This window comes from Streptomyces sp. NPDC086519 (assembly GCF_040686075.1).
Lineage (GTDB): Bacteria > Actinomycetota > Actinomycetes > Streptomycetales > Streptomycetaceae > Streptomyces > Streptomyces shenzhenensis.
The window spans coordinates 114394-129604 of sequence record NZ_JBFBJL010000015.1 but is presented as its reverse complement, the minus strand read 5'-3'; the positions used below and the strand labels follow the sequence as shown (position 1 = coordinate 129604).

Below are 15211 nucleotides of genomic sequence, written 5' to 3'. Positions count from 1 at the left end.
CCTCAGGAGCCGCTCCCGTCCAGCGTGGCCGCGCCGCCGGTGAGGACGAGCCGCAGGCCCTCGCCGGTGACGGTGACGTCCTTCAGCCTCAGGCCGAGCGCGCCGGCGGCGCTGTCCCGGCTTTCCCGCCGGCGCGACGCGGTGAGGCTGTCCACGCGGGACTGCACGCGGTCGAGCAGCGCCGCGGGGGCCGCCGAGCCGAGGACGTCGCCGTCCACCACGGAGAGCGTGAGCCGGCTGTCGTGGACGGCGGGCCGCACCCTGACGGTGGCGAGACCGCTGCGGACGGCGAGTTCGAGGGTTCCGGAAGCGGGCTCGGCGGTGACGCCGGAGACCGTCGCGCCGCCCTGGCCGGCGGCCGACGCCAGGCGCCGGGTGACCGCCGCGGTGGACACCTCCGCGGTGACCCGGGAGCCGGACACCTCGGCGGTGTGCCGGGACCGGTCGACGACCGCCCCGGACAGCACCGCGGTGACCGCAACGCCGGTGAAACCGGCCGCGCTCGCGCGCCCCGCCACCGTGACCGTCGGCAGGGTGCCGTCCAGCAGGGTGAGCAGCGCCGGGCGTGCCCCCAGGGACACGTCCGGACGGCCGCCCAGCCGGCCGCCCAGGGCGGCCGTCACCCGCTCGGTCACGGCGTGCCGGACCACGGCCTCGCCCGACGCGCAGAGGATCACCAGGGCGAGCACCGCGCCCAGGGCGGCACGGGCGGCCCGTCCGGCGGGCAGCAGCCGGCGCTTCACCGGGCGCCGGCCGACGCGGAGCCCTCGGCGTCGAGACGCGGGAGGAGCCGGTCCAGCCACGACGGCAGCCACCAGTTGACCTCACGCAGCAGGTACATGGCGGCCGGGACGAGTATCAGCCGTACGACCGTGGCGTCGAGCACGATGCTGAGGGCGAGCCCGAGAGCCAGCATCTTGACGACGACGCTGTCGTTCAGCAGGAACGCGAGGAAGACACTGGTCATGACGAGGGCGGCACAGGAGATGACTCGGGCCGTGGCGGCCAGGCCCTCGGCGACGCTGGAGTGGGTGTCCGCACCGGCCAGCCAGTGCTCACGGACCCGGGACAGCAGGAAGACCTCGTAGTCCATGGACAGGCCGAAGACGATGGCGAACATCAGCGCCGGGACGTAGGGCTCGATGGGCACCTGTTCGTCCACGCCCAGCAGCGAGGAGCCCCAGCCCCACTGGAAGACGGCGACCAGGACACCCCAGGCGGCGCCGATGGACAGCAGGTTGAGCAGCGCGGCCTTGAGCGCCAGGACGGGGGCCCGGAAGACGAGCACCAGCAGGACGAAGGCCGCCGCCGTGACCACGCCGACGACCAGGGGGAGCTTGTCGGCCAGCATGTCACGGAAGACGATCTGGCCGGCGGTGGGGCCGGTGAGGTAGCCGTGCGCGTCCTCGGGGCCGAGCGTGCGGGGCAGCACGGTGTCGGTGAGGTCGTGCACCAGGTCCGCCGTGTCCTGGTCCTGGGGCCCGGTACGGGGCACGATCCGCGTGGTCAGCAGCGCCCCGTCCGCGGTGGCCACCGGGGTGCCCGCGGAGGCGACCCGCGGGTCCGCCGCGAGTGCGTCGTGGAGTTCCCCCGCCACCCGGGACCGGTCGGCGTCGGTCGGGGCGTGGTCCTGGGCGAGGGTGACGACGAGGGTGAGGGGGCCGTTGGCGCCCGGCCCGAAGGCGCTGGAGATCAGGTCGTACGCCCGGCGCCCGGTGGTGTCGGGGGCGGCGGCGCCGGCGTCGACGTGCGCCGTGCGCATGGACAGGGCGGGTGCCGCGAGGACGCCGAGCAGCAGCAGACCGCCGGCCAACGCCCGTGCCGGGTGGCGCCGGATGCCGCCCGCCCAGCGGTGCCAGAAGTCCTGGCCGCCGTCGGGTTCGTCGACGGGCCGGCGGACCCGCCAGCGGTCGACACGCGGACCGAACCAGCCGAGCAGCGCGGGGGTGAGGGTGAGAGCGGCGACCGCGGCGGTGACGACGGTGAGGCAGGCGGCGGCACCGAGCGCGCCCAGGAAGGAGATGCCGGACGCGTTGAGCCCGGCCAGCGCGACGGCGACCGTGCCCGCGGCCACGAGCACGGCACGTCCGCTGGAGGCCACCGCGCGGCCGGCCGCCTCGCCCACGTCGCCGGTGTCGCGCAGCAGGCGCCGGTGACGGGTGGTCAGGAACAGGGCGTAGTCCAGGCCCACGCCGAGGCCGATCATGCTGGCCAGGGTCGGGGCGGTGGTGGCGAAGCCGATGTGCGAGGCGAGCACCTTCAGGGCGAGCAGCCCCACGCCGAGTCCGGCGACGGCCGCCACCAGCGGCACCCCGGCCGCGACGACCGAGCCGAAACCGAACAGCAGGACGATGATCGCCGTGGCGAGTCCGATGAGTTCCGGCAGCCGGTCGCCTCCCCCCTTGGCCACGGACTGGCCGAGCTGGCTTCCGTACTCGACCTGGACACCGTCGTGCCGCAGGCCCGCCACGGCCCGGTCGATCCGGCTGAGCCACCCGTCCTCGTAGCTCCCCGGGTTGGCGTCAAAGGACACCTGCACCAGTGCCGTCCGGCCGTCCTCGGCGAGCGAGCCGGCGGGGGCGCCGGGGCTCAGCGGGTCGGTCACCCCCAGGACGTGCGGGACCTTGCCCAGGGCCGCCACGGCGTCCGCCACTTCCTGCTCGTGGTCCTGGACGGTGCCGTGCGCGGTGTGCAGGACGATCGGGGACTGCGTGCCCCTGCCGACGCCCGACGCGTGCACCTTCAGCAGATCGGTGCCGGTCTGCACCTGGGTCCCGGGCAGCGTGAAGTCGTCGCTGTACGTGCCGCCGAAGGCGTGTGCCAGGCCGAGGAAGGCGGCGAGCAGGAGCAGCCAGGCGGCCACGACCCGGCGCGGCCGCAGCGCGCACCAGCGCCCCGTGCGGTGGAGCGGTCCGGGGCGGCGTACGGCCTGCGGCCGTGCGTCCGGGAGAGTGGGCTGTGCGGTGGACATCGTCACCTCATGACAGGGGGAACGGACATGCGGCAGCGCCGCGGCAGCAGTCTGGGCCCGCCGTACCAAGGCCCTGTCCGGTGAATGTTCGGGGAATGTAAGGCCGCCGGTCCCGCCCGGTCCACACCGCCCGGCGGCACTAACATCGACGGACGCGACGAGTGCGCCGGCCAGGCCCTGGACGGGACGCACCGGCCGCGGTCAGGAGAGTGAACAGCCCGTGCCCACCGCAGACCCACCCTCGGTCCTGCCCGGCTCGGCGCCCCGCGCCGTCCGCGGACTGGTGCTGGTGGTGGAGGACGAACACCGCATCGCCGAGCTGGAGCGGCTCTACCTTGCCCGGGAGGGCTTCGGGGTGCACGTCGAGGGGGACGGCGAGGCCGGTCTGGCGGCGCTGGCGCGGTTGCGGCCGGTCGCGGTCCTGCTGGACATCGGCCTGCCCGGGGCGGTCGACGGGGTCGAGTTCTGCCGCCGGCTGCGCGCCGCGCACGACTGGACTCCCCTGCTGCTGGTCACCGCCCGCGACGAGGAGGCCGACCGGGTGCTGTGCCTGGAACTGGGCGCCGACGACTACGTCACCAAACCGTTCTCCCCCCGCGAACTGGTCGCCCGGGTGAACGCGGTGCTGCGGCGCACCGCCGGCCCGCCCGAGCCGGGACCGCTGGTGCGGGGCCGGATCAGAGTGGACCCGGCGCGCCGCACGGTGTGCGTGGACGGCGCCCCGGCGGAGCTGACGACGACCGAGTTCAACCTGCTGTACCACCTGGCGCGCAGCCCGGGCCAGGTGTTCAGCCGGGCCCAGCTGATGGCCACCGTGTGGGGGCAGGCCGACTACGGGGACGGACGGGTCGTGGACGTCTATGTCTCGCAGCTCCGCGCCAAACTGGGCGAACCCACCCCGATCCGGACGGTCCGCGGTGTCGGCTACAGCTACCGGATGCCCCAGTGAGGGGAACACCCTCCGGTCCGGACGGCCGGGGAGCGCTGGGCACCGGGCACCTGGCGGGCGCGGGGTCGGCACGGCGGGCGTCGGTCCTTCGGCACACGACGCTTCGGCGCACGACGCTGATCCGGCGTCTCCGGCGTCTCCGGCGTCTCCGGCGTCTCCGGCGCGTCCGGCGCGCGGCGAGGCACCTGCTGCCGGCGGGCTCTCGGCCGCCGTCGCTGCGCTGGGTGCTGGCGGCATCCACGGCCTCGGTGGCGCTACTGGCGGCGGCCCTGACCGGGGTGACCGCCTGGCAGGCGGCGGGCCGTCAGGCCGAGCACCGCGAGCGTGACCAGCTCGGGCGCCAGGCCCAGGCCCTCGCCCGGCTGCCCGCTCTCTCCACGCTCCTCGCGCAGGGCGCCGGGCCCTACGCACAAGTCGCCGGCGTGCGCGTCGCGGTCATCGCGCCGGACGGCTCCGTCTCCGGTTCGGCCGCGGCCGTCCTCACCCACGCCGACCGGGACACGCTGCTGGCCGGGCACGAACTGTCGTCCTCGGGCAGCCTCGCGGGAGAGCAGATCCTGGTGGAGGGCCGCCCCGGCCCGAACGGAGGCGCGGCTGTGCTGACCCGCCCGGCCACCTACGTGCAGGAGGCCGTCGACGGCACCCGGCGGGCACTCGTCCTCCCCCTGCTCATCGGTCTGTGCGGCGCGGCCCTCGTCGGCGCGGCCGCGGGCGGCCGCATCGCCCGCCCCCTGGCGACGGCCGCCACGGCGGCCGGACGGCTCGCCGCGGGCGAGCGGGGGCTGCCCGGACACCAGCCGGGCGGCACGGCCGAGGCCGAGGCACTGCACCACTCGCTGGCCGTGCTGGACGCGGCCCTGGCCGACGCCGAACAGCGGCAGCGGGAGTTCCTGTTGTCCGTCTCCCACGAGATCCGCACCCCCCTCACCGTCGTCACCGGATACGCCGAGGCTCTGGCAGACGGCGTCGTCGCGGCTGATGAGACCGCCCAGGTCGGCACCACCCTGCTGGCCGAGACACACCGGCTCGAGGCGTTCACCAGCGACCTGCTCGCCCTGGCGCGACTGGAGGCCGACGACTTCCGTCTCGATCCGGCCCCCACCGACCTGGCGGACGTCGTCGGACAGGCGGCCGCCGCCTGGCGGGTCAAGGCCGACGAGTACGGAGTCGTCCTGCGGACCGAACTGCCCACGGCCCCCGTCGAGGCGGTCACCGACGGTTTCCGCGTGCGGCAGCTCCTCGACGGCCTGATCGGCAACGCCCTTCGTGTCGTTCCGGCCGGGGCGCCCGTCGTCCTGGCGCTGCGCGCCGGCGAGCCCGGCGGCACGGACGGCCCGCGGCTTCAGGTCCGCGACGGCGGGCCCGGCCTCGAACCCGAGGACGAGGCCACGGCGTTCCGCAGGGGAGTCCTGCGCGACCGCTACCGGGCGACCCGCCCGGTGGGCAGCGGACTGGGACTCGCCATCGCCGACAAGCTGGCGGCCCGCCTCGGCGGACGCATCACCGTCGTCGGCCACGGACCCGAAGGCGGCGCATGCTTCACCGTCCGGCTGCCCCCCACGGATGCGTACTGACACCGCTCGGGCACGGCCCCCACCTCTGAACGCCAAAACCCAGTTGACGGCAGTCCACCGTCTCCCCGCGCTTCCTGCTCCCACCGGCCGGGAGCCCGGGACAGAGGAACTCGTGATCGACCGGTGAAGGTGGTCGACGACATCGTGGTCGACCATGTTCTGAGTGAGTCGTGGCGGCTGCTCGACGGGCGAGGAATGGCTGAGCGGCTGCGCGCACGGTCCGCTCTCGACCAGCGAGGGGGTGGGGCGGGCCGACGGAGAGGCTACGGGAGGGCAACGTCCAGCACATGCCGTACGCCGTGCGGAGTCCGCCCGGCGGCTGAGCGGACCGCCGCCGGGCGCCGCCGGGCACCTGGCCGTCCGGGCCCGGCCGCCTTGCCCGGTGCTCAGCCGAACAGCGGTGCCAGCGCGGTCTCGCCCGCGAGGATCCGCCAGGCGGGCACGCGCACCGTCCGGCTCACGGGGCAGGGCTTGGCCCCATGACCCCCGGAGGGCAGGCCGGTGAGCAGGTCGCCTCGCGCGTGGGTCAGCCGGAGGTGCCGCGCGGGGTCCGCACCGGGCCCCGCGCCGGGGTCGATCAGCACCGCCGTGTTCTCGCCGGCGTCGGTGAACAGCAGGTCGACCGGGTGGCCGCCCACCAGCACGGCCCGCTCCAGATCGGTGATGCCCCGTCCGGCCAGGTACCGCTGCAGGCGGTCGGCGAGGTCCGCGCGGGCCTCGGCCACCGGGCCGGACGCGCCGGCCTCGGCCGTCGTGCCGTCGTCGCCCGCTCCCAGCGGAGCCGAACGCCCGGCGAGGAGGGCGGGCAGTCCGCTCTGGTCCTGCCAGAAGGCACGGCCTCCCACCGTGATCAGCTGCGACTTGGCGCGGGTGACCGCCACGTTCCACAGGTTGACCTGGCTCGCGACCCAGTGCGTCGTCCGGGGCGGTGTGTTGTGCGCCGCCACCGGGCTGAGCACCATCACGTCCCGCTGCCCGCCCTGGAAGGTGTGGACCGTGCCGACCCGGACGCGGTCGTCGTCCCGCCACATCCGTGCCAGTGTCTCCTTCTGCGCCCGGAAGGGCGTGACCACTCCCACGGTCGCGTCCGGCGGTAGCCCTGCCAGCAGTCCGTCGACCACGCGCCGGACGGCCTCCGCCTCCTCCGCGTTCCGCCAGGACTGCCCGTCGCCGCCGCGTGCCGATTCCCCGGACGGTACGTCGACCCAGCCGAGCACCGGTGCCGGGTCGGCCGCTCCTACCGGGTCGTGCGCCGGCACCTGCCGCCGCACGTCGGTCAGCACCCGCAACCGGCCGCCGTAGCAGTGGCCGTTGACGACGTCCGCGATCCGCGGGTGGCAGCGGTAGTGCTCGTCGAGGAGCAGCGCGCTGTCGCCGTGCTGTTCGGCCGCATGGTACGAGGAGTACACGTGGTAGGTGAGGCGGTGGTGCTCCAGCTGCGCGGCGCTCAGCCCGGCCCGAACCCGTGCCTGACGCTCCTGCTGCGGTGACACGCCGGGGATGTGCCCGAGCTGCATGGGGTCCCCGATGATCAGTGCCCGGCGGGCCCGGAACAGCAGCGGCAGCACCGACGGGATGGAGCACTGGCTGGCCTCGTCGATGACCACGAGATCGAACAGCTTCGGGGCGAGTTCCAGTTGCCGCACCGAGTGGGTGCTGACGGCCCACCCCTTGATGTGCGTCATCAGGTTCTTCTGGCTGCGCTGGTAGCCGGAGCGGCGGCGGAGCGCCTGGAGCCGCTGGTTCATGGGCCCGGTGGCCCGGTCCAGGGCCTCGGCGGACAGCGCACGGGACAGTTCCGCCGACAGCCCGGACAGCGATTCCGCCGTCGCGAGCCGGGACTGCTTGAGCCCTTCCTCGTCCCATTCCCCGTGCCGGTGGACGAGTTCCCGCACCTGCCGCTCCACGGACACGATCCCGGCCAGGGATTCCAGCAGTTCGGGCGGCACGGGTCGTTGCGTCGCCCACTCCGGCCAGGCCGGTCCGGCACCGTCCGGGCGCTCGGCCCCCGCCGCGACCAGCGCGGCGAGCGCGCGCCCGCGCCGCCACGATCCGAGCTGCCACCAGCGGGCCCCGGCCGTCTTCCGCGCCCGCTCCGCCCACCGGCCCAGCGCTGCGACGCCGTCGACGTCCGCCGCCCAGACCCCTTCGAGCAGGGACAGTGGCAGCTCCAGGGCCGCGGCCCGCTCCTCCCGGTCGCGGAGCAGTTCCAGCAACTGCCCTTCCTCACCGACGCGGTGTGCCGCCTGCGCCCGCAGCCGGTCGGCGTTTCCCCGGGTGTTGCGCAGGTCGCCGCCCACAGTGGCCGATCCGCGCCGCGGCGCCTCGGCCGGTTCGGCGAGCAGCCGTTCCAGTTTGGCCGCCTCCCGCTCCAGCGCCTCCGCGTTGCCCGTCCGCATGAGCAGGCCGGGTGCGATGTCGTCGCAGCGCTGGGCGACGACGTTCACGGCCTCGTTGTTCGTGGAGGCGACCAGCACCGACTGCCCCGCGGCGACACAGGTGGTGACGACCGCCGTGACGACCTCGCTCTTGCCCGTGCCGGGCGGTCCGGTCGCCACCGTCAGCGGCTGGGTCATCGCCGACGAGATCACCAGCTCCTGGCTCTCGTTGCACGGTCCCGGAGCGACGGGCGTCACCGGGTCCGCCGCGAGGGCGGTCGCGGCCGGCATCTGGCGGGCCCCGCCGGTCAGCAGCGCGTCCAGGGCGGTGCCCGTGATCTGCGTGGTCCGCGTGGAGATCTGGAGCAGGTTCTCCACCAGCGCCTGGGTGGCCATGGCCTCCGCGCCGGAAGGCACCAGCAGCACGGCCGCGTTGTGCGCGCCGGGCCGCAGCGCCTGCATCACCGTGCGGTCGCTCAGCGCGGACGGGTCCAGCGGTTCGAGTTCCGGCAGCCCCAGCTCGTCCAGCAACTCCCTTACGGCGCGCAGCATCTGGGCGTCGTTGCCCTCCTGCCAGGCCGGCTGCCAGCGCGCGACCAGGTCGGCCGCGTCACCCGCGTCCAGGAGTTCGGAGACGACGCCGCTGTGCAGGGACGGCACACCGCTGGGCCGGAGCACGTCCCGGCCGTCCTCGTCCGGCGCCAGCTCCATCTGCTGGATGAGCAGCGGTGCCAGCTCCACCGTGGCGCGCCGCCCCCGGCCGCCGTCCCGTGCGGGCAGCGTGATCGCCGGATAGCCGTACCAGTACTCCTGCCGCGCCGCCGCCTCGGTGTCCGAGCCGCTCCGCCCCTCCGGCCGGGGCAGCGCTCCGGGCGCGACGATGTGCGGTCCGCGCCCCGACTGGATGGTCTCCTCGCCCTGGGCCAGCAGGAAGTACTTCTTGTTCCGGCCGCCGTCCCGGTCCGGCCGCATTCCGGCCGCCGCCTGCGCGGTGAGGCAGTCCGCGTAGTACCGCAGCAGCCCCTCCCGGTCGACGCCGTCCCGCTCGTCCGCCTCCGCCAGCTCCCTGGCCTTCAGCAGCGCGGGGGAACGCCGGGCGGTACCGGCGGCGTCCTGGGGCAGCTCGGGGAGCCGCACCGGCCGTGCCACCGACCGGGCGAAGGGAAGGCTCCGCGTCGCCCTGATCGTGGACTTGGTGGGCTGCTGCTCCTCCGGTACGCCGTCGCGGGTCATCTGCGCGGTCAGGTAGTCGAAGAGGTCGTCCGGCGTGATCCAGCCGCCCTCCTTGATCCGACCGTTGCGCAGCCCCTCGACGATCTCCCCGGTGAACCGGGAGGTGCCGAGGCCTGACCCGGGCGGCGCCATCGCGGAGGCCGCCTGGAGGGCGTCGGACGCGGTGATGAAGTACACGCCGGTCGGCCGCAGCAGGGTGCTCGGCGCGGGCCGGTCCGGTTCCCCCGAGGGGCCCTTCGCGGTCCAGCCCTGGACGACGGACCCGCTGGAGCAGCAGTCCAGCAGGACCAGCTTGGAGGCGGCCCGGCAGGACTGCAGCATCCGCTCCAGGAACTCCGCCGGCACGGCCGTGCCCGGCAGGTCGGCCGGGTCGGTGTCCCGGGTCAGGAAGTACAACTGGCCGTCCTGCTCGCAGTACTCGCCGTGCCCGCTGAAGTAGAGCAGCGCCGTCTCACTCGGCTGCCGTGCCTCCAGGAACGTCTCGACGGCGTGCAGCATCTCCGCCCGCGTCGGCTCGGCGGCCAGCGCGCACTCGTTGTACATGCCGATCTCGGTGTTCTCCAGCACGGCCCGCATGTAGTGCAGATCGGCGCGTACGGCCGGGAGGTCGGCGTACCTCTCGCTGTCGTACGTGGAGACGCCGACGAGCAACGCGTGCCGGTCGTTGTCGGTCATCGCCGCTCAGCCCGCCGTCGTCGCCGTCGTGCCGTCGTCGCCGTCGTCCGCGAGGAACCGCTCGATGAGCGTGTCGTCCTCGCGGGCCTCCTTGCCGGTGATGTGCAGGGTCGCCCCGTCGGGCCGCTTGACCACGACGGTGCGCTGCGGGACCCGCGCCAGCCACGTCTGCACCAGCGAGACCACGAACGAACCGGCGCTCAGCAGCAGCCCGACGGTCTCGGCGGACGGCCCGCCCTTGTCGCCGATCCCCGCCAGACTGCCGGGCTCGGGCAGGTCTAGCCTGGCCGTCGGGTCCACCTCGCCGAGCGCGGCGAGCAGTTCGCGTGCGTCCTTGCGGGCGCGCAGCGGATCCTCGTCGACGACGGAGATCACGTATCCGGTGTGGTTGTCGGGCATGACGGTCTCGTACTCCCCCTGATTCACCGGCTCCCTGCCGGGCGAACGAGACTAGTGGCCGGCACTGACACCGGACGCCCAAGAGGAGCCGCCGTCCCGGCCGTTGGCGTGAAACCGGTCGACGATGGCCGGGTCCTGCGCGTCTCGCGTCAGGCGCAGTTCCGCCCAGACGGTCTTCCCCGGCGCACCCACGCGCGGGGCGACCGCCCAACGGGTCGCCAGCCCCGCCACGATCAGCAGGCCCCGGCCGGACTCCGCGTCGCCGGGCGGCTCCCGGTCGGAGAGCATCGGGATGCGTTCGGCCCGGGTGTCGGTGACCGCGATGCGCAGAAAGCCGGTGCTCTCGGTGAGCCGGACATGGAAGTCCCGTCCGGCGACATGCCCGTGCCGTACGGCGTTGGCGGTCAGCTCGGCGGTGATCAGGGTGAGCGTGTCGTTGACCCGGCCGTCGTACGGATACCCCCACGTGTCGAGCCGGTGGGAGACCAGCCTGCGGGCGAGGCGTGCGCCGCGCGGGGAGGAGGTGAAGGCCATCGTGAACTCGTGGAGGGGGCGGGAGCAGGCGTTCTCGGTCCGGGGTGCGGTTTTTCCTGCGGCATCGGCATCGGCTTCGGCCTCGGGAGTTCGCCGTGTGGGGGAAGTTCGGCTGTTCATGTGGTCCACGCTGCCGGTGTCGTCCTAGCGTGACCAGATACGGCGCGCACACGGAGGGTCGCTGTAGGTGTGCGGTACGCGAGTGTAGGCGGGGCAGAGCGTGACGGTCTGCGCGGGGGCGCGTTGGCCGGGGGAGGTGGTACGGGGATGAGTGAACCGACGGGGCTTGTGGACGAGGCGTTCGGAAACGGTGACGGCGACGGAGAGGGACGGCAGCCGGAACCCGACGCCGGCTCAGGTGTTCTGCGCGTCTTCGGGCGGCAGTTGAAGAGGTTCCGGGTGCGGGCGGGCCTGGAGCGCCCTGAGTTCGGCTCGCTGACGGGGTATTCGGTGTCCACCATCGCCGCGTACGAGCAGGGACGCCGGGTGGCTCCGCCGAGGTTCATCGACCGGGCCGACGAGGTGCTGGACGCGGGCGGGGTCCTCCAGGAGATGAAGGAGGAGGTGGCTCGGGCCCAGTATCCGGCGTTCTTTCGGGATGCGGCGCGGTTGGAGGGGGAGGCGGTTGAGCTGCACGTCTACGACACGCACCTCATCAACGGGCTCTTGCAGACGGAGGAGTACGCGCGGGCTGTGTTCACGATGCGACGGCCGCTGCTGAGCGACGAGACGATCGAGGAGCGGGTCGCCGCACGTCTCGCGAGGCATGAGATCTTTAGCCGTCTGCCGATGCCGACCCTGAGCTTTGTCATCGAGCAGTCTGTGCTGACACGGCCCCTGGGCGGCGGCCACGTGATGCGCGGACAGTTGGAGCAGCTTCTGCTGTGCGGACAGCGGAGAAACGTCGAGATCCAGATCATGCCGAACGCGCGGGACGAGCACGCCGGTCTGGCTGGCCCCTTCACCTTGATCGAGACGCAGGATGCGCGGAGGATCGCCTATGTGGAGGCATACAAGCACAGCCGCCTCTATACGGATCGGGGCACCGTCCGTGAGCTTGAAGAGCAGTACGGTTTGCTACGAGCACAAGCTCTCACGCCCCGCGAGTCGTTGACCCTCATTGAGGAACTGCTGGGAGAGACATGAACACCGACGTCGATGAAGTGGTTACTTGGCGCACGAGCAGCTACAGCAGTGGCGAGGGCGGCCAGTGCGTCGAGGTCGCCGTCTGCCCTCACGTTGTCCACGTACGCGACTCCAAGGACATAGCCCGCCGTGGCCTTGAAGTCGATGCGGCGGCCTGGACCGCGTTCGTAGGCTTCGCTGTCCAGTAGGCGTGAGGTCTGCTCCTGGCAAGGTGTCAGGGGCAGACCTGCGTCCGGGAGGGCCCGCCGACGGCGTACGCGTGGGGGGCCACCGGCCTGCTCACCACACTCACCAAGGAGCGCGACCGCGGCCGCGACGACATCACCACCGCCGAGCGGCGCCTCTTCGACCAGATCCTCACCGGCGACATCCGCCGCCACCTCGCGGCCCGCATCCGTCAGGCCGGCGAACTCGTCGACCGGATGAACGGGCACCTGGAGCGGGTCCGTACCGCCTCGAAGGTCGCCGTCCAGCTCGTCTGGGACGTCCGCCCGGATCTTCCGGACAGCACCCGTACCGCCCGCCAACTGCTGCTCAAGGATCCCGGCCGGGTCACCGAGACCGACCGGGAAGCCCTGCACGCGTTCTTCCGCACCCGCGCCCTGGCGACCCTGTACGACACCGTCCCGCCGCAGTCCGCCGCGGGGAGAGCGGGGGCGCGGCAGGGGAGTCAGGGCACTGACCGGGCGGCCGCGCCTCCGGTCGTCCGGGGCCGTGTCAGGCGCCGATCATGTTGAAGCCGCCGTCGGCGTTGAGGTAGACGCCGGTCATGTGGGCGGCGTCGTCGGTGGCGAGGAAGAGAGCGGTGCCCGCGAGTTCGGCCGGGCCCGGGATGCGGCCCATCGGGGTCTTGGCGATCATGTCCTCGCGGCGGCCGGACTTCCAGTCCGCCCGGTTCAGCAGCGTCTCGGTCTCGATGAAACCGGGGGCGAAGGTGTTGACCCGGACGACCGGCGCGAAGGCCTGGGCGTAGGACTTGGTGATGCCGAGGATGCCGTACTTCGCGGCGGCGTACTGCGGGGCGCGGGCGCTGCCGCGGACGATCACGGTGGAGCCGATGTTGACGATCGCGCCGTGGCCCTGCTCCAGCATGCGGGAGCCGACCTCGTGGACGCAGAGCATGGTTCCCTTGACGTCCACGGCGAGGACGTGGTCGATGGACTCCTCGGTGAGGTCTCGCCAGGACATCTGGTCGCCCGCCACGTCGCCGACGTTGTTGACCAGCACGTCGAGGCCGTGGAAGCGGTCGAAGACCTCGTCGGCCATGCGGATGACGTCGGCGTGCACGGCGATGTCGGCCTGCACGGTGAACGCCTCGCCGCCGACGTCCTTGATGCGGGCGACGGTCTTGTCGGCTCCGGCGGCGGAGCTGCGGTAGTGGACGGCGACCCGGGCGCCCTCCTGGGCGGCGCGGACGGCGATCTCGGCGCCATAGCCGGTGCCGGCGCCGGTGACCAGGACGGTGCGGCCCTCGAAACGGCGGGGGACGGCGGTTTTCTGCGGGGACATGCGGGTCCTTGTCTGAGGGGGCAGTGGTGTCGGGGGCCGCGAGGCTCAGTGGTCTTCGGGGGCCGTGAAGCGCTGGCGGATCTCGCCGATGCCCTCGATGCGGCTGACGAGTTCGTCGGCGGCGGTGAGGTAGCGCGGCGGGTTCATGCGGTTGCCGACCCCGGCCGGGGTGCCGGTGAACACCAGATCGCCGGGGAACAGGGGGAGTACGGCGGACAGACGGGCGATGAGCTCCGGCACCGGGAAGATCATGGACTTGGTGCGGTCGTGCTGGACGACCGTCCCGTTGAGCAGGCCGGTGATCTCCAGGTCGTCGGGGTCGTCGAGCTCGTCAGGAGTGACCAGCGCCGGACCGATGGGTCCGAAACCCGGGAAGGACTTGCCGAGGCTGAACTGCGCTGGTTTCCCCCGCAGTTGGGAGACCCGTTCGGACAGGTCCTGGCCGATGGTCAGACCGGCCACCGCGTCCCAGGCGCGGTCCTCGCTCACTCGGTAGGTCTCGCGGCCGATCACCGCGACGAGCTCGACCTCCCAGTCCACCTTGCCCTCGGGGAGGGCGACGGTGCTGTGCGGGCCGGTGATGCACGCCGGGAACTTGGTGAAGACGAGCGGTTCCGCGGGCGGGATGTAGCCGGCTTCCGCCGCGTGCGGCGGGTAGTTGAGGGCGACCGCGAACACCTGGCGGGGGCGCGGCACGGGTGCGCCGAGCGCGGCCGGATCAACTGTCAGGTCGTAGGCGTCCTCGGGCAGTCCGGCGGCCCAGTCGCGTACCCGCGGCCAGTCCTCCAGCAGGGCCATGGGGTCGGCGGGCAGCAGTCCGCGCGAGGCGGTTGCCACGTCGGCCGCCCGGTCGCCGCCGACGACGACGGCCCGTCCGTCCCGTACCGCGAGCCTCACCAGTCCACCTTCTCGGGTACGGGGGTGCCGTGCCCCTCGGTCCAGCTGACGATCGGGGTGCGCAGCACGCCGAGTCGTTCGACCTCGGCCTCGACGACGTCGCCCGGCTTGAGGTACATCTCCGGGTCGCCGCTGAAGCCGGCCACGCCCTGGACGGTGCCGGTGGTGATCAGGTCGCCCGCGCTGTAGCCCTGCGGGGAGTGGTAGGCGACCAGGTGCGGGATGGAGACCGACATCCGGTTGGTGTTGGACTTCTGCCGGACCACGCCGTTGACCCGCAGCTCCATGTCGAGGTTCTGCGCGTCGGGGATCTCGTCGGCGGTGACGATGTACGGGCCGACGGGGCAGAAGGTGTCGATGGCCTTGCAGAAGGAGAAGACCCCGGACTCCATCTCGCGGCGCTGGATGTCGCGGGCGGTGATGTCGTTGAAGACCACGTACCCGGCGATGTGGTCGGGCGCGTCGTCCACGCCGAAGAACTTCCCGGGCCTGCCGATGACGACGGCGATCTCCAGCTCGTAGTCCAGCTCGCTGGTCAGGTGCTCGGGGTAGATGACCGGCTCGTCGGGGCCGACGATCGCGTCGACGTTCTGGAAGAAGACGATGCCCTTGTGCATGGGGTGCGACCAGTCGACGTTCTTCGACTCGTCCTCGTGCTCACGGAAGTTGCCGGAGGTGTGGAAGAACTTCTTCGGCACGATCGGGGCGCGCAGCCTCACGTCGTCCAGCGACAGCCGCTCACCGGTCTCGGCCACCCGGCCGTCGCGCTCGAAGTACTCCCGGGTGCTCGGCACCTCCAGCGGGAGTACCAGCCGCTCCTCCAGTTCCAGCCTGCCGACCCGTCCGTCGTCGAAGGTGATGAGTTTCACGGAATTGCCCGCCTCTTTCGGTGAGTGAAAGCGATATTCGCTACGTGAACGTGATGTGAGTATTTATGGGTCGCTAC

Annotated in this window: 12 protein-coding genes and 1 pseudogene; 5 read left to right on the top strand and 8 right to left on the bottom strand. The window is 72.9% G+C overall.

Annotated elements, in window-relative coordinates; translation table 11 throughout:
* Positions 1-2 precede the first annotated feature (2 nt).
* Together AB0P24_RS16755 and AB0P24_RS16750 are read right to left on the bottom strand one after the other, a co-directional pair.
* The gene (locus tag AB0P24_RS16755) at positions 3-743 is read right to left on the bottom strand and encodes an LmeA family phospholipid-binding protein (RefSeq protein WP_365794526.1); all 741 of its coding nucleotides are present in this window, start codon (positions 741-743) and stop codon (positions 3-5) included.
* Positions 740-2971, bottom strand: a complete 2232-nt coding sequence (locus AB0P24_RS16750; protein ID WP_365794524.1) for an MMPL family transporter — start codon at positions 2969-2971, stop codon at positions 740-742. The genes AB0P24_RS16755 and AB0P24_RS16750 overlap by 4 nt, the downstream gene beginning before the upstream one ends.
* 220 nt (positions 2972-3191) lie before the next feature.
* On the opposite strand from AB0P24_RS16750, the gene AB0P24_RS16745 reads away from it, so the two are divergent.
* Together AB0P24_RS16745 and AB0P24_RS16740 are read left to right on the top strand one after the other, a co-directional pair.
* Positions 3192-3920: a response regulator transcription factor gene (locus tag AB0P24_RS16745; RefSeq protein WP_365794522.1), complete on the top strand. Its 729-nt coding sequence runs from the start codon at positions 3192-3194 to the stop codon at positions 3918-3920.
* A 224-nt stretch (positions 3921-4144) separates the two neighbouring features.
* Positions 4145-5494 (top strand): HAMP domain-containing sensor histidine kinase, encoded by a 1350-nt coding sequence (locus AB0P24_RS16740; RefSeq protein WP_365794520.1) that lies wholly within the window; start codon positions 4145-4147, stop codon positions 5492-5494.
* A 386-nt stretch (positions 5495-5880) separates the two neighbouring features.
* Here AB0P24_RS16740 and AB0P24_RS16735 read toward each other — a convergent pair whose 3' ends face one another.
* Genes AB0P24_RS16735 through AB0P24_RS16725 form a run of 3 tightly spaced genes read right to left on the bottom strand, consistent with a single transcriptional unit; the run spans position 5881 to position 10713 of the window.
* Positions 5881-9780: an AAA domain-containing protein gene (locus tag AB0P24_RS16735; RefSeq protein WP_365794518.1), complete on the bottom strand. Its 3900-nt coding sequence runs from the start codon at positions 9778-9780 to the stop codon at positions 5881-5883.
* A gap of 6 nt (positions 9781-9786) precedes the next feature.
* Positions 9787-10179 (bottom strand): hypothetical protein, encoded by a 393-nt coding sequence (locus AB0P24_RS16730; protein WP_365794515.1) that lies wholly within the window; start codon positions 10177-10179, stop codon positions 9787-9789.
* Between the two features lie 51 nt (positions 10180-10230).
* Complete coding sequence (locus AB0P24_RS16725; protein WP_365794623.1) at positions 10231-10713, bottom strand: ATP-binding protein; 483 nt, start codon at positions 10711-10713, stop codon at positions 10231-10233.
* 267 nt (positions 10714-10980) lie between these two features.
* Between AB0P24_RS16725 and AB0P24_RS16720 the strand changes: the two genes are divergently transcribed.
* The 3 genes and pseudogenes from AB0P24_RS16720 to AB0P24_RS16710 all read left to right on the top strand — a co-directional run.
* Positions 10981-11859, top strand: coding sequence for a helix-turn-helix transcriptional regulator (locus AB0P24_RS16720; protein ID WP_365794513.1), 879 nt, complete (start codon positions 10981-10983; stop codon positions 11857-11859).
* Positions 11856-12047 carry a DUF397 domain-containing protein gene (locus AB0P24_RS16715; RefSeq protein WP_365794511.1) on the top strand — a complete coding sequence of 64 codons (192 nt, stop codon included), beginning with the start codon at positions 11856-11858 and terminating at the stop codon, positions 12045-12047. Before AB0P24_RS16720 ends, AB0P24_RS16715 begins: the two co-directional genes overlap by 4 nt.
* 59 nt (positions 12048-12106) lie before the next feature.
* Positions 12107-12452: pseudogene (locus AB0P24_RS16710) on the top strand (hypothetical protein); the annotation flags it as partial.
* 124 nt (positions 12453-12576) lie between these two features.
* Here the strand turns inward: AB0P24_RS16710 and AB0P24_RS16705 are convergent.
* Genes AB0P24_RS16705 through AB0P24_RS16695 form a run of 3 tightly spaced genes read right to left on the bottom strand, consistent with a single transcriptional unit; the run spans position 12577 to position 15134 of the window.
* Positions 12577-13368 (bottom strand): SDR family oxidoreductase, encoded by a 792-nt coding sequence (locus AB0P24_RS16705; RefSeq protein ID WP_365794509.1) that lies wholly within the window; start codon positions 13366-13368, stop codon positions 12577-12579.
* 45 nt (positions 13369-13413) lie between these two features.
* Complete coding sequence (locus tag AB0P24_RS16700; RefSeq protein ID WP_365794507.1) at positions 13414-14265, bottom strand: fumarylacetoacetate hydrolase family protein; 852 nt, start codon at positions 14263-14265, stop codon at positions 13414-13416.
* Positions 14262-15134 carry a fumarylacetoacetate hydrolase family protein gene (locus tag AB0P24_RS16695; protein WP_365794505.1) on the bottom strand — a complete coding sequence of 291 codons (873 nt, stop codon included), beginning with the start codon at positions 15132-15134 and terminating at the stop codon, positions 14262-14264. The genes AB0P24_RS16700 and AB0P24_RS16695 overlap by 4 nt, the downstream gene beginning before the upstream one ends.
* Positions 15135-15211 lie beyond the last annotated feature (77 nt).

Coding starts and splice junctions, on each gene's coding strand:
- AB0P24_RS16735 (WP_365794518.1), bottom strand. CDS start 9,780: ATGACCGACAACGACCGGCACGCGTTGCTCGTCGGCGTCTCCACGTAC.
- AB0P24_RS16730 (WP_365794515.1), bottom strand. CDS start 10,179: ATGCCCGACAACCACACCGGATACGTGATCTCCGTCGTCGACGAGGAT.
- AB0P24_RS16720 (WP_365794513.1), top strand. CDS start 10,981: ATGAGTGAACCGACGGGGCTTGTGGACGAGGCGTTCGGAAACGGTGAC.
- AB0P24_RS16705 (WP_365794509.1), bottom strand. CDS start 13,368: ATGTCCCCGCAGAAAACCGCCGTCCCCCGCCGTTTCGAGGGCCGCACC.
- AB0P24_RS16715 (WP_365794511.1), top strand. CDS start 11,856: ATGAACACCGACGTCGATGAAGTGGTTACTTGGCGCACGAGCAGCTAC.
- AB0P24_RS16750 (WP_365794524.1), bottom strand. CDS start 2,971: ATGTCCACCGCACAGCCCACTCTCCCGGACGCACGGCCGCAGGCCGTA.
- AB0P24_RS16725 (WP_365794623.1), bottom strand. CDS start 10,713: ATGGCCTTCACCTCCTCCCCGCGCGGCGCACGCCTCGCCCGCAGGCTG.